This is a genomic window from Bacillus sp. A015 (assembly GCF_053851875.1).
In genome coordinates this window covers 1-13,260 of record NZ_JBSPZB010000019.1, presented here as the reverse complement: position 1 = coordinate 13,260, position 13,260 = coordinate 1, and the positions used below count along the sequence as shown (strand labels likewise).

Below are 13,260 nucleotides of genomic sequence, written 5' to 3'. Positions count from 1 at the left end.
ATAAGAGGCACTGATAGATTGGGAAGGAGATTTACATGGGGGTCATTAAACGCTACATGGCTTTTGTTACACCGTATAAAAAACAGATTGCATTGACAATGGTAATCGGAATGATCAAGTTCTCGATACCCTTAACCTTGCCTCTGCTCTTAAAGTATGTCATTGATGATGTCATCCAAGGCTCGGGGTCGGCTGAAGAAAAGACATCATCTCTACTGATCATTATGGGAATCATGCTCGTTTTATTTTTAGTGATGAGACCGCCGGTTGAATACTACAGACAATACTATGCGCAGTGGACAGGCAGTAAGGTATTGTTTGATATTCGGGAAAAGCTGTTCTCGCACATTCAAAAGCTAAGCCTCCGTTATTATGCCAACACGAGAACAGGTGAAATCATTTCAAGGGTGATCAACGATGTGGAGCAGACGAAGGAATTTGTCATTACAGGCCTGATGAACATTTGGCTTGATTTGATGACCGTCCTTATTGTCATTGCCATTATGTGTACACTGGATCTCAAGCTCACCATCGTATCTGTCATTATTTTTCCGCTTTATGCGATAGCTGTGAAGTATTTTTACGGACGACTTCGCAAGCTGACAAAAGAACGGTCACAGGCGCTGGCGGAGGTGCAAGGGCATTTGCATGAGCGAGTTCAAGGAATGCCAGTCATTCGCAGCTTTGCGATTGAAGAGTATGAACAAGAGAATTTTCACGGTGAAAACAAGAATTTCTTAAACAAAGCGATCAACCATACAAATTGGAATGCCAAAACATTTGCAGTCGTCAATACCATTACAGACATTGCGCCGCTGCTCATCATTGCATTTGCTGGCTACACCGTGATTAATGGATCGCTTTCGATTGGGACAATGATTGCCTTTGTCGGCTACATTGACCGGATGTACAACCCGATTCGCCGTCTCATTAACTCATCGACGACTTTAACCCAGTCGGTTGCGTCCATGGATCGTATTTTTGAGTTTATCGATGAGCCGTATGAGGTAACAGATCGGCCAAATGCAAAAGAAGCCAACGATTTAAAAGGAGAGGTAGAATTTAAAAATGTGTCGTTTCGCTATGAACATACACAGGAAGAGATTTTACATAATATCTCCTTAAAAGTAGAAAAAGGACAAACAATTGCGCTTGTAGGAATGAGCGGTGGAGGGAAGTCAACGCTCGTCAGCTTAATTCCAAGATTTTATGATGTCACAAACGGGTCACTTGAAATTGACGGCATTGATATTAAAGAGTACAAAGCAAGAAGCCTCCGAAATCAAGTCGGAATGGTGCTGCAAGATACGTTCTTATTCAGCGACACGATTAAAGAAAATATTGCTGTTGGAGACCCGGAAGCGTCTTTTGAGAACATCGTATCGGCTGCCAAAGCGGCAAATGCCGATGAATTCATCATGTCTCTTCCTGAAGGGTATGACACAAAGGTAGGAGAACGGGGCGTGAAGTTGTCAGGCGGTCAAAAACAACGGATTTCGATTGCGAGGGTATTTCTCAAAAATCCGCCGCTCCTCATTTTAGACGAAGCGACGTCTGCACTTGATTTAGAAAGTGAGCATTATATTCAAGAAGCGATGCAAAAGCTAGCGAAGGACCGCACAACCTTTATTGTCGCGCACCGCTTATCGACCATTACCCATGCCGACCAAATTGTCGTTATGGAACAAGGTGAGATTGTGGAAAAAGGAACACACGAAGAATTAATGAACCGAGACAGCCACTATCGCCATCTATTTACCATTCAAACATTAAATTAGTAGAAGCCTATCCGATTCTAGCGGATAGGCTTTTTTATGCTTGTCAAAAACATGACATATTTCCCAGCTTGTCTCAATACAATTTTAAAAAGTATGACGGGGTGGTGAACATGTGAAAGAACAAGACGTGTTGCTAGATGTCAAACAGCTATTCATTGCGTTTCAGCAAAAAAAGCAGAGAGTGCCGATCGTCCATCACATATCGTTCTCGATTCAAAAAGGAGAAACCTTAGGCATTGTTGGCGAATCTGGCTGCGGAAAAAGTATCACATCGATGTCATTAATGGGGCTGAATCAGCAAACAGAAACAACGGGTGAGATTCAATTCGAAGGTCAAAACCTGCTGTCACTTTCGGAGAAACAGTGGCGAAAGGTGAGGGGAAATGACATTTCGATGATTTTCCAGGAGCCAATGACCTCTCTGAATCCATTAATGACCATTGGCAAGCAAATGACAGAAGCTCTTTTCACACATCAGGCAATCGGCCAAAAAGAAGCAAAAATCAAGGCGGTCAATCTTCTTCAGACGGTTGGACTGAAACAAGCAGAATCGTTACTCAAAAAATATCCACATGAATTATCAGGCGGCATGCGCCAGCGTGTGATGATTGCGATGGCCATGCTTTGTCACCCAAAGCTCATGATTGCAGATGAACCGACGACTGCACTTGATGTCACCATCCAAGCACAAATTCTTCGTTTGATCAAAAAGTTAAACGAAGAGATGAACACCGCTATTTTATTTATTACCCACGATCTAGGTGTCGTGCGGCAAATATGCCAGCGTGTCATGATTATGTATGCCGGTCGAATCGTAGAAGAAGGAACCGTTGACCGTATTTTTCAAAAACCTCTGCATCCCTACACGAAAGGTCTATTCGCCTCTGTTCCATCATTTAAAGAGAAAAAAGAAAAGCTCATCTCTATTGCGGGTCACGTACCAAAGCCTGGAGCCATCCAGTCCGGCTGTCAATTTGCACCACGCTGTCCATATCAAATGCCGCAATGTCTAGAAAACGACCCAGCCTTACAATCCATTGAACACAATCATCGCGTGGCATGTTTTCTAATGGAAGGAGGAGAAGACTCTGAGTCACCCACTCTTGCAAGTGAATCAGCTGACAAAACGTTATGAGACATCAGCTTTTTTTTCTAAAAATAAACACACGACCTTGGCGTTAAATCAAGTGTCCTTTCATTTGAAGGAAGGGGAAACGCTTGGCATTGTTGGCGAATCTGGCTGCGGAAAATCAACGCTTGGCAAAAGCTTAATGAGATTGACTGAACCGACTTCAGGTTCTATTCAAATGAAAGGCCAAGAAGTGACACTTCTGAAAGAACGAGACATGCGTTCCTTAAGAAAAGACATTCAAATGATCTTTCAGGATCCATACGCTTCCTTAAATCCACGAATGAAAATCAAAGATATTATAGAGGAACCACTTATTGTTCATAAACACGGGGCGAAAGCAGAAAGGCTGAAGCGGGTAAAAGAGATGCTGCACATTGTTGGGTTTGATCCATCCTATGGAGACCGCTATGCGCACCAATTCAGCGGCGGACAGAGGCAGCGTATTGGGATCGCTAGAGCACTCATCACCCATCCAAGCCTTGTCATTGCCGATGAACCCGTTTCGGCGTTAGATGTATCCGTTCAAGCACAAATTCTGAATTTGATGCTCGAATTGCAAAAGACGCTTTCTCTTACGTATCTGTTTATTTCTCATGATCTCGGCGTTGTCAGGTATATGAGCGACCGGATTGCTGTGATGTATGCTAGCCGCATTGTAGAGATGGGTCCTGCGGAAGACGTATTTCAGAAGCCGCTTCATCCCTATACTTCGCTGCTGCTGAAATCCATTCCACATATGGATCACGTGCTAGAGACGCAGGATGTGGAAGCAGAAGAGTCCACTTTGGCGGTAGAAGGCGGCTGTCCTTTCTACAAAAGGTGTCCGAAAAGGTGGGCACAATGTCTGCAAGCTGTTCCTTCTTTGTATGAGGAGGAAACTGGCCACGCAGCTGCCTGCTATTTATATCAAAAGGAGGAACACAATGAAGAAGACATGGTTATTCAGTAGTTTCATTTTTGTGCTGGCACTTGCGCTATTTTTAGGAGGATGTTCGTCTGCACCAACATCAGAAGAAAAGGCAACAAAAGACACCCTCGTATTCGGCAGAGGAGGAGACTCCACTTCACTTGATCCGATTACAACGACAGAAGGTGAAACCTTCAAGGTCACAGAGAATTTGTTTGAAAAGCTTCTGAATTACGGCGAGAAAGACACGACCATCCATCCTGGCCTAGCTACAGAATGGGATGTTGCAAAGGACGGGAAATCCTACACGTTCTACTTAAGAGAAGGTGTGAAATTTCACGATGGCACAGACTTTAACGCAGAAGCAGTCAAATTCAACTTTGACCGCTGGATGAATGGCGATGCAGAAAAATTTCCTTACTACGGCATGTTTGGCGGCTATAAAAAAGATAAGGGGCATGTCATTAAAGACATCATCGTCAAAGGCGAGCATGAAATTGAATTTCAACTAAAACGCCCGCAGGCGACGTTTCTGAAAAACATCGCCATGTCACCATTTGGCATCGCAAGTCCTGCGGCTGTTGAAAAAAGCGGCAATTCATTTCGTAAAAATCCAGTTGGTACAGGACCATTTAAATTTAAAGAGTGGAAGCAAAACGACCGCATTGTCTTAGAAAAGAACGAAAATTACTGGCAGAAGGATAAACCAAAGCTGAATCAAATCATCTTCCGCTCCATTCCAGAAAACTCTGCTCGTTTAAATGCGCTGAAAACAGGCGAAATCGATTTAATGGATGGCGTGAATCCGTCTGATTTAGATGGCATTAAAAAGGACAAAGCCCTCCAGCTCATTGAAAGACCATCGATGAATGTAGGCTATATCGGGCTGACAGTGACGAGAAAGCCGCTTGATAACAAGCTGGTTCGTCAGGCGCTCAATTATGCAGTTGATAAAGAATCCATCATTGAGTCATTTTATGGCGGACTTGCTGAACCAGCGAAAAATCCGCTTCCTCCCTCTTTAGAAGGCTACAATGACGACATAGAGCCATATCCATATGACCCAGAAAAAGCGAAAGAGCTATTGAAAGAGGCAGGTTTCCCTGACGGCTTTCGCATCAAGCTTTGGGCAATGCCTGTTCCGCGTCCGTATATGCCTGATGGGATGAAGGTAGCAGAGGTCATTCAGTCAAACTTTGAAAAGGTCGGCGTCAAAGCAGAAATTGTGACATATGACTGGGCGACTTATTTAGATAAAGCAAGTAAAGGGGAAGCGGATGTGTTCTTGTTAGGCTGGACAGGAGACAATGGCGATCCTGATAACTTCATCTACACACTACTGGACGAAGACAGCATTGGCGGCAACAACTATACATTCTTTCAAAATGATAAAATGCATGACATTTTAATTGAAGCGCAAACAGACACAGATCAAAAGAAACGAAATGAACTGTATAAAAAAGCGCAGGAGATCATCCATGACGAAGCGCCTTGGATTCCATTGGTGCATTCAATTCCAATGCTCGCAGCATCTAGTGATTTAAAAGAATACCAGCCGCACCCAACTGGTTCAGAAGCTTTGACTGACGTGTATTTCGAATAAGCAAATAAGGGGGAGAATTTTATCCCCCTTATTCAAACAAATCAAAAGGCGGTGAAAGCTGTTTGTTTGCTTATTGTATGAAACGAGCAGGAATGCTCATCCCAGTACTGATCGGAATGACATTGGTCGTGTTTTCGATTATTCGGTTTATACCGGGGAATCCAGCACAGGTCATCTTAGGGCAGCGGGCAACAAAAGAAGCAGTAGAGCAATTAACCAGCCAGCTTGGTTTGAATCAGCCGTGGTACGTTCAATACGGCCATTACATGCTGGGCCTTTTAAAAGGTGATTTAGGGACTTCCATTCGAACAGGAGCAGCTATTGCCCAGGAAATGAAGCCTTACTTATTTGCGACGTTAGAACTAACATTTTTTGCGATGGTGCTGGCGATTTTTGTGGGAGTGAATGCTGGAATCATTAGTGCTTGGTTTAAGCATTCTTTCTTTGATTATGTCGCGATGTTTATTGCTCTCATTGGTGTGTCCATGCCGATTTTCTGGTTAGGCTTAATGGGGCAGTGGTTATTCTCGATCGAATTAGGCATTTTGCCGACAACGGGCCGAGAAAATGTGAGGAATCCAGTGGAGTCAATCACTTATATTCATACACTGGACACGCTTTTGCAAGGCCGGTTTGATCAATTCACTGATAGCATCAAGCATTTGATTTTACCAAGTACAGCACTCGCAACAATCCCTGCTGCGATTATTGCGAGGATTACGAGGGCAAGTATGCTGGAAGTGCTCCATTCAGATTATATTCGAACAGCAAAAGCAAAAGGGGTACGTTCGTTTTTCATTATTTATGAGCATGGGCTGAAAAATGCGCTCATTCCGATTTTGACGATTATCGGTCTTCAGACAGGTCTCTTGCTTGGCGGGGCCATTTTAACAGAAACGATTTTTGCTTGGCCAGGAATTGGGCGGTATATATACGATGCGATCAGCTATCGTGATTACCCAGTCATTCAAACAGGTATTCTCGTTGTTGCGCTCATTTTTGTCCTGATCAATTTCATCGTGGACATATTGTATGCAGTTATTGATCCAAGGATTAAATATTAGAGAAGGGAGAGTGACAACATGGAAGCGCAAAAGGAGCTTCAAGCACCTAAGCCAAAAAAAGAACGCTCTCAATCACTGATTCTTGAATCGATGAAGCAGTTTTTTCAGCACAAGCTTGCGGTTATTGGCAGTGTGATTGTCTTTTTATTTCTCATTCTAGCGATCTTCGCACCGCTCATTGCTCCTTATGGAATCAATGAACAATCACTCGGTGAGCGGTTTAGTGCACCTTCAACTGCGCACTGGTTTGGTACAGATGATTTCGGCAGAGATATATTTTCAAGAGTTGTACATGGAGCGCGGATTTCCTTATGGGTTGGTTTCTTCTCGGTTCTCGGGTCAGTCATTTTAGGCACATTGCTTGGATTGATGGCCGGTTATGGCGGAAGGGTGCTGGATGCTGTGATCTCGAGACTATTTGATATTTTACTCGCCTTTCCTAGCATTCTATTAGCGATTGCCATCGTCTCCATCTTAGGTCCTTCCTTACAAAATGCCCTTATTGCCATAGCGATTATTAACGTCCCGACCTTTGGAAGGCTGGTTCGATCAAAGGTGCTGAGTATTAAACAAGAAGAATATGTGCTAGCAGCAAAGGCAGTTGGGATGTCACACCGCCGCATCGTCCTGCGGCACATCCTGCCAAATAGTATGGTGCCGGTCATCGTACAGGCGACGCTTGCGATCGGAACGGCAATTATTGAAGCGGCAGCTTTAGGTTTTTTAGGACTGGGTGCACAGGCGCCAAGTCCGGAGTGGGGAAAAATGCTAGCCGATGCAAGGCCTTATCTCGTTCAAGCCCCATGGACTTTATTCTTCCCAGGGATAGCCATCATGCTGACGGTTCTTGGCTTTAATCTGATGGGAGATGGGTTAAGAGACACACTTGATCCTAAAATGAAGAAAATAAAATAAGACCGATTCTAAGAATCGGTCTCAGCGTGTAGGCAAACCCTCTCATTCTTTGTCAGGTCTGTGCTTCGGTGCTCGTCCTTCCTAGAATTCAAGGGTTTTCAGGCTACGCTGAAAAAAGAAGACAAAGGGTTAAAATAAAGATCATTTTAGCCCTTTGTCAACAATCTAAGGCCGATTCTCGGAAATCGGTCTTTTCTGTTTATGCTTCTTTTTCTTCTGTCTCAATTTCACTATCTTTTGGGTGATACGTCTGGAAGCTTGTAATCAATGTATCTAAATGTTCCAATTCATCACGGTATTCGATGATGCTGGACATCACATTCAGCATATTGTAATCGAGCAAGTCGTTTTCTTGGTTTTGCTGATGCTGAATAAATGATTTCGTTAATGTTTCAAGACGAAGAGAGCATTCATTTTGAAAATCATCGTCCTGCGGCTTCATTTTTCCGACAAACTTCATCAAGGTGCGCTCATGCCAATATAGTAAATAATCAATCTCATCAGTTAAGCTTTCCCTGAAATGCTCTGGCATCAAATGAATTTCATTTTCTAATTTATGAAGCTTTTTCAGCAAGTACAGAGCTCGATTAGACGTCATAATTGCCTGTCTGAACAAAACCAGCTTTCTTGATTTTACATACGTGGTTTTCTTTAAATAGCTTCGTTCCTCTTTGTATAACAAGTAAATGTGATCTAATTTGATCATACGTTCTTTTATTTGATCGATGTCATCCTTTAAAGTGGAATGATCAGTAGACTGTCTGGAGCTCAGACGGATCCATTTTAAAATCTCCTCCGTATTTTCCATAATGTGATGAACCAGCTTTGTTTCATACTTTGGCGGCAGGAAGATTAAATTCACTAAAAATGAAGAAAGTACCCCTAACACCACAGTAGCTGTTCGAATTAAGGCAAAGGAAAGGAAATGATCCCCTGCACTTTCTAAAATCGCGATGACAGTTACAAGTGCAATCGGAATCGTGTGTTCAATCTTCAGCTTTAAATTAATGGCGATGACCATGACGGCGGTTAAGCCGATAATGACTGGTCCTGTGCCGAAAAGCAGACCGAACGTAATGGCAAGTGCTGCTCCAATAATATTAGCTTGCACTTGATCGACAATCGTTAAAAATGATCGATAAATAGATGGCTGGATAGCAAATACAGCTGCAATTCCCGCGAAGACGGGCGTTGGCAACCCAAGCCATGTTGCCAGGTAAAGCGCGAGTACAATGGCGATACCAGTTTTTAAAATACGGGCTCCAAGTTTCATTGGTTTTGTCCCTGCATTCCTTTCTTTTTGATAATAGATGATCACTCGTCATTTATTATAAATATTTTGATGAAACAACTAAGTAATATACAGCGGTCTTCCGAAATATTCAAGTGATTTTTGAAAGTTCATGAAAACATCAAAAGAAGGTATTGAGAAAAAATGTAACAGATTCGCTTGCTTTTGACAATCAAGAGCTGGTCAATAAAAAAACAGACGCACAAATTCACGTCTGTTTTTCACTCAATTATGATTGTTTCAGCTGTTCAAACGCATAATCTACCGCTTGCAGCGTCTCAGAAATATCTTTTTCAGTATGTGCGATGGTTAAGAACCAAGCTTCATATTTAGAAGGGGCAAGGTTGATGCCTTGCGTGAGCATCAATTTGAAGAAGCGCGCGAACATCTCGCCATCCGTATTTTCAGCCTGCTCGTAGTTCACAATCGTTTCTTTTGTAAAATAAATCGTGAGAGCGCCCTTTAAGCGATTCACTGTAATATCTACTTGATGTTTTTTGGCATGGGCTAAAATTCCTTCTTCTAACATAGCGCCAAGCTGATCAAGACGCTCGTAGACTCCGTCTTCTTTTAACACTTCCAAGCATGCAATACCAGAAAGAATGGACGCAGGATTTCCTGCCATCGTGCCAGCTTGATAGGCTGGTCCAAGCGGGGCGACTTGCTCCATAATTTCTTTTTTTCCGCCGTAAGCGCCGATTGGAAGACCGCCGCCAATAATTTTACCTAATGCAGTGAGGTCAGGTTTTACTTGAAGCAAGTCCTGTGCACCGCCGTACATAAAGCGGAAAGCTGTAATCACTTCATCATAGATCACCAGTGCGCCTTTTTCATGAGTGAGGTCATTGACCTGCTGCAAGAAACCATCCTTAGGCTCCACAATCCCAAAGTTCCCGACAATCGGCTCAACAAGGACAGCCGCTACTTCATCGCCCCAGCGATCTAATGCTTCTTTGTAGCTGTCAATATCATTAAATGGAACGGTTATGACTTCATTCGCGATACTTTTTGGTACGCCCGCTGAATCAGGAGTTCCTAAAGTTGAAGGGCCAGAGCCAGCTGCCACTAGCACAAGGTCAGAGTGACCGTGGTAGCACCCGGCAAATTTAATGATCTTTGTTCTGCCTGTATAAGCGCGAGCTACACGAATCGTAGTCATCACAGCTTCCGTACCTGAATTGACAAAACGAACTTTATCTAAAGCAGGCATCGCTTCCTTCAGCATCTTCGCAAACGTGACTTCATGCTTCGTCGGTGTTCCGTAAAGGACACCCGTTTCAGCCGCTTTCGTGATGGCTTTTGTAATATGAGGATGAGCATGTCCGGTAATAATTGGGCCGTATGCTGCTAGATAGTCGATATAGCGGTTCCCGTCAACATCCCAAAAATAAGCGCCTTCTCCTCTTTCCATTGCCACGGGTGATCCGCCGCCTACTGCCTTATATGAACGAGATGGGCTGTTAACCCCTCCTACAATATGCTCCAGCGCCTCTTGATGTAATGTTTCTGATTCTGTGAATTTCATAAATAGCCTCCTATCTCAACGTATCACGTCGTCTATCATTATTTTAACATGCCGATGCAAGCGTCTTTAGTTGAATATCCTCTCAAAATTGGATAGGCTAATTAAAAAATAGGTTGGAGGGATTGTGTCATGACAATCGAAGTGGGGCAGCAAGTACCTGATATTGAATTAACCGGTGACAATGGGGAGAAAGTAAAGCTTTCTGAATTTAAAGGAAAACATATTGTCCTTTATTTCTATCCAAAAGATATGACACCAGGCTGTACAACAGAAGCATGCGATTTCCGTGACCGTCATCAAAGCTTTGCAGAATTAGATGCCGTCATTATTGGCGTAAGCCCAGACAGTCAGGACAAGCACCAAAAGTTTAAAGAAAAACATGATTTACCGTTCCTGCTTCTTGTAGACGATGAACAAAAATTGTCTGAAGCCTTTGGGGTATGGAAGCTGAAAAAGAACTTTGGCAAAGAATACATGGGAATCGAACGATCAACGTTTCTTATTAATAAAGAAGGAGCGCTTGTGAAAGAATGGCGAAAAGTAAAGGTGAAAGACCACGTAGAAGAAGCGCTTGAGGAATTGAAAGCTCACGCTTAATCACATCACCGGATGAGATCGGCAGACATGCCGGTCTTTTTCTTGTAAAGAAGAATAGGTAAAAAAGAGGATTGTAATTGACAAAGTTTCGGCTCTGGGGGTACACTATTTATAAAGATTATAATATAAGAATATTTTTGAAGAGAGGTGCATGATGAAATGGCTGCTCACGAACTAAAAGACGCTTTAGATGCTCTAAAAGAAACCGGTGTTCGAATTACTCCGCAGCGCCATGCCATCTTGGAGTTTCTCGTAAATTCTATGACTCACCCAACCGCGGACGATATATATAAAGCACTTGAAGGAAAATTTCCAAATATGAGTGTAGCAACGGTTTACAACAATTTACGAGTCTTCCGGGAATCTGGATTAGTAAAGGAATTAACGTATGGTGATTCCTCAAGCCGATTTGATTTTGCGACATCTGACCATTACCATGCGATTTGTGAAATTTGCGGAAAAATCGTTGACTTCCACTATCCTGGCCTTGATGAAGTTGAACAGCTTGCATCCCATGTGACGGGCTTTAAAGTCAGTCATCATCGCTTGGAGATCTATGGAACTTGTCAAGAATGTGCGAAAAAAGAAAATCATTAATGAAAAAGCTGACCAGTTGAATGGTCAGCTTATTTTATGACTTTTTTCGATTGTAGGATTCATCAAACTCTTTACCCTCTAATGCTGGATCGAGAGTAAGCGGCTCTCTGCAATGCATGCACATATCCACTCGTCCGAGCACCTTTGTTTCCTTCTCACAGCCTGGACAAACGACTCGTACCGCCTTCGTAGAAAGCATGCCAATCCAAAAGTAAACGGCTGTACTTAATCCGATCGATAAGACGCCAAGCAGCATAAAAAAAGTCGACAGCCAGATCGATTCCTTAAAGAACACACCGATATACATGATCAGAAAGCCAACAAAAACCAAACTAAGTGCAAATGTTCTGATTTTATTAATCTTACTGGAGTATTTCGCCATCCCTAGTCCCCCTTATTTCCAATATAGCACATTTTACCTTTCTGTTTGAATTAGTTATAGAGTTTTGTGAATAAATTGCTTATAATGATTCAATGATCTTTTTTCATGTATTGAAGGAATTTTGATTCTATGAGGAGAAATACATAGCATTAGAGAAGAACCTTACACCCGAGTATTGGAGGAATCACTATGGAAAATCTTCTCCGTCCTATTTATCAAGAGCGAGCGAGCCATCCAGACACATTAGCTGTGATTATAGTAGAAAGAAGACATAAAGTATCTTCTGAGACGGATAACTTTGATGCAGCACTTCTTGTCATTGTAAAAGAAGCGGAAGAGCCGTTATTTATCAAACACTATGAATCCGATCACCAAACAGCTTCTTTAAATGTTGTCACAGATGATCAGCTGAAAGAATGGATTACCCTCGGCACTAACCGCCGAATCATTGATTGGATTTTGAATGGAAAAGTCCTATTTGATCGAAATGAATATATCTTCAACTTAATTGATGAACTAAGTACATTCCCGTTTTCAAACCGCAAGCTCAAAATCGGTTTAGAATATGGCAAGCTCATTCGCAGATATATAGAAGGAAAAGCATTTTTTGAGTCAAATCAATTCCTTGATGCATATAATTCCATTGTGCATGCCCTGCATCACTTAGCACGTATTGAAGTGATTGATAAAGGCTTCCATCCAGAAGTGACGGTTTGGAACCAAGTGCGTCATATGGAGCCGGAAGTATATAAACTTTATTCAGAACTGATTGAAAGCCACGAAAGCCTGCATAAGCGTTTGGAACTTTTATTTTTAGCGAATGATTTTTTGATCCATTCAAAAGCAGAAATTGGTGCCGCTCATTTGCGTCATGTCATGGAACAGAAGGATATATGGCTTTTTGGTGAGCTTCTTGCACATCCTGATCTTAAGTATTTCACGCCTGACCTTAGCGTCATGATTGATTTCTTTGTGGAAAAAGGAATTGTTCAAGTGGAGCCAATTGAGACAAAGGGACAAAAAATCTATCATCGAGGATATTTTGTGAAAAAAGATATTGACGCATGAATATTATGATGGTATATTATTAAACGTCGCTAATGAGCAACTGAGTTGCTTTGAAAGAAAAGCTGACAAAAAGAATTTCTAAAAAACACTTGACGCACACGGTGCTCAAATGTTATATTAAGAAAGTCGCCTCTGAGCGATAACGAAGATGATCTTTGAAAACTAAACAAGACAAAACGTACCTGTTAATTCGAGTTTTTATAAAAAAATCCTATGATACATCATAGGTAGTCAGTCAAGCTGACGAGGCAGGAAGGATCACATACTAAGTTCGCTGCATCGTGCAGCAGCGCATGTGTGATATGCATCCTGCATACCTCGGAGAGTTTGATCCTGGCTCAGGACGAACGCTGGCGGCGTGCCTAATACATGCAAGTCGAGCGGACAGAAGGGAGCTTGCT

Annotated in this window: 12 protein-coding genes and 1 rRNA gene; 10 read left to right on the top strand and 3 right to left on the bottom strand. The window is 42.5% G+C overall.

The window, feature by feature from the left end; all coding sequences use genetic code 11:
- Positions 1 to 35: 35 nt before the first annotated feature.
- The 6 genes from ACSLGF_RS14695 (at position 36) to ACSLGF_RS14670 (ending at position 7,399) form a co-directional block, all read left to right on the top strand.
- Entirely contained in the window at positions 36 to 1,778 is a 1,743-nt protein-coding gene (locus ACSLGF_RS14695; RefSeq protein WP_456006706.1) for an ABC transporter ATP-binding protein, read from the top strand.
- 112 nt (positions 1,779 to 1,890) lie between these two features.
- A complete protein-coding gene (locus ACSLGF_RS14690) occupies positions 1,891 to 2,913 on the top strand; it encodes an ABC transporter ATP-binding protein (protein ID WP_456006704.1) in 1,023 nt (340 codons plus the stop codon).
- On the top strand, positions 2,882 to 3,859 hold the full coding sequence (locus tag ACSLGF_RS14685; protein ID WP_456006701.1) for an ABC transporter ATP-binding protein: 978 nt from the start codon (positions 2,882 to 2,884) through the stop codon (positions 3,857 to 3,859). The genes ACSLGF_RS14690 and ACSLGF_RS14685 overlap by 32 nt, the downstream gene beginning before the upstream one ends.
- Positions 3,834 to 5,420, top strand: coding sequence for an ABC transporter substrate-binding protein (locus ACSLGF_RS14680; protein WP_456006699.1), 1,587 nt, complete (start codon positions 3,834 to 3,836; stop codon positions 5,418 to 5,420). Before ACSLGF_RS14685 ends, ACSLGF_RS14680 begins: the two co-directional genes overlap by 26 nt.
- Positions 5,421 to 5,482: 62 nt before the next feature.
- On the top strand, positions 5,483 to 6,484 hold the full coding sequence (locus ACSLGF_RS14675) for an ABC transporter permease (protein ID WP_456006697.1): 1,002 nt from the start codon (positions 5,483 to 5,485) through the stop codon (positions 6,482 to 6,484).
- 18 nt (positions 6,485 to 6,502) lie between these two features.
- Positions 6,503 to 7,399, top strand: a complete 897-nt coding sequence (locus ACSLGF_RS14670) for an ABC transporter permease (RefSeq protein WP_456006694.1) — start codon at positions 6,503 to 6,505, stop codon at positions 7,397 to 7,399.
- A 199-nt stretch (positions 7,400 to 7,598) separates the two neighbouring features.
- On the opposite strand, the gene ACSLGF_RS14665 is transcribed toward ACSLGF_RS14670, so the two are convergent.
- On the bottom strand, positions 7,599 to 8,672 hold the full coding sequence (locus ACSLGF_RS14665; RefSeq protein ID WP_024718258.1) for an FUSC family protein: 1,074 nt from the start codon (positions 8,670 to 8,672) through the stop codon (positions 7,599 to 7,601).
- Positions 8,673 to 8,919: 247 nt separating this feature from the next.
- Entirely contained in the window at positions 8,920 to 10,215 is a 1,296-nt protein-coding gene (locus tag ACSLGF_RS14660; RefSeq protein ID WP_456006692.1) for a glutamate-1-semialdehyde 2,1-aminomutase, read from the bottom strand.
- Between the two features lie 129 nt (positions 10,216 to 10,344).
- Between ACSLGF_RS14660 and bcp the strand changes: the two genes are divergently transcribed.
- Together bcp and perR are read left to right on the top strand one after the other, a co-directional pair.
- Complete coding sequence (gene bcp / locus ACSLGF_RS14655) at positions 10,345 to 10,812, top strand: thioredoxin-dependent thiol peroxidase (RefSeq protein ID WP_456006690.1); 468 nt, start codon at positions 10,345 to 10,347, stop codon at positions 10,810 to 10,812.
- Positions 10,813 to 10,971: 159 nt separating this feature from the next.
- Positions 10,972 to 11,409 (top strand): peroxide-responsive transcriptional repressor PerR, encoded by a 438-nt coding sequence (gene perR / locus ACSLGF_RS14650; RefSeq protein ID WP_335349641.1) that lies wholly within the window; start codon positions 10,972 to 10,974, stop codon positions 11,407 to 11,409.
- Positions 11,410 to 11,443: 34 nt separating this feature from the next.
- Here the strand turns inward: perR and ACSLGF_RS14645 are convergent, their stop codons facing one another.
- Positions 11,444 to 11,791 (bottom strand): YgzB family protein, encoded by a 348-nt coding sequence (locus ACSLGF_RS14645; RefSeq protein WP_024425201.1) that lies wholly within the window; start codon positions 11,789 to 11,791, stop codon positions 11,444 to 11,446.
- A 189-nt stretch (positions 11,792 to 11,980) separates the two neighbouring features.
- Between ACSLGF_RS14645 and ACSLGF_RS14640 the strand changes: the two genes are divergently transcribed.
- Positions 11,981 to 12,859 (top strand): nucleotidyltransferase-like protein, encoded by an 879-nt coding sequence (locus tag ACSLGF_RS14640; protein WP_024425790.1) that lies wholly within the window; start codon positions 11,981 to 11,983, stop codon positions 12,857 to 12,859.
- A 315-nt stretch (positions 12,860 to 13,174) separates the two neighbouring features.
- A 16S ribosomal RNA gene (locus ACSLGF_RS14635) occupies positions 13,175 to 13,260 on the top strand; the annotation flags it as partial.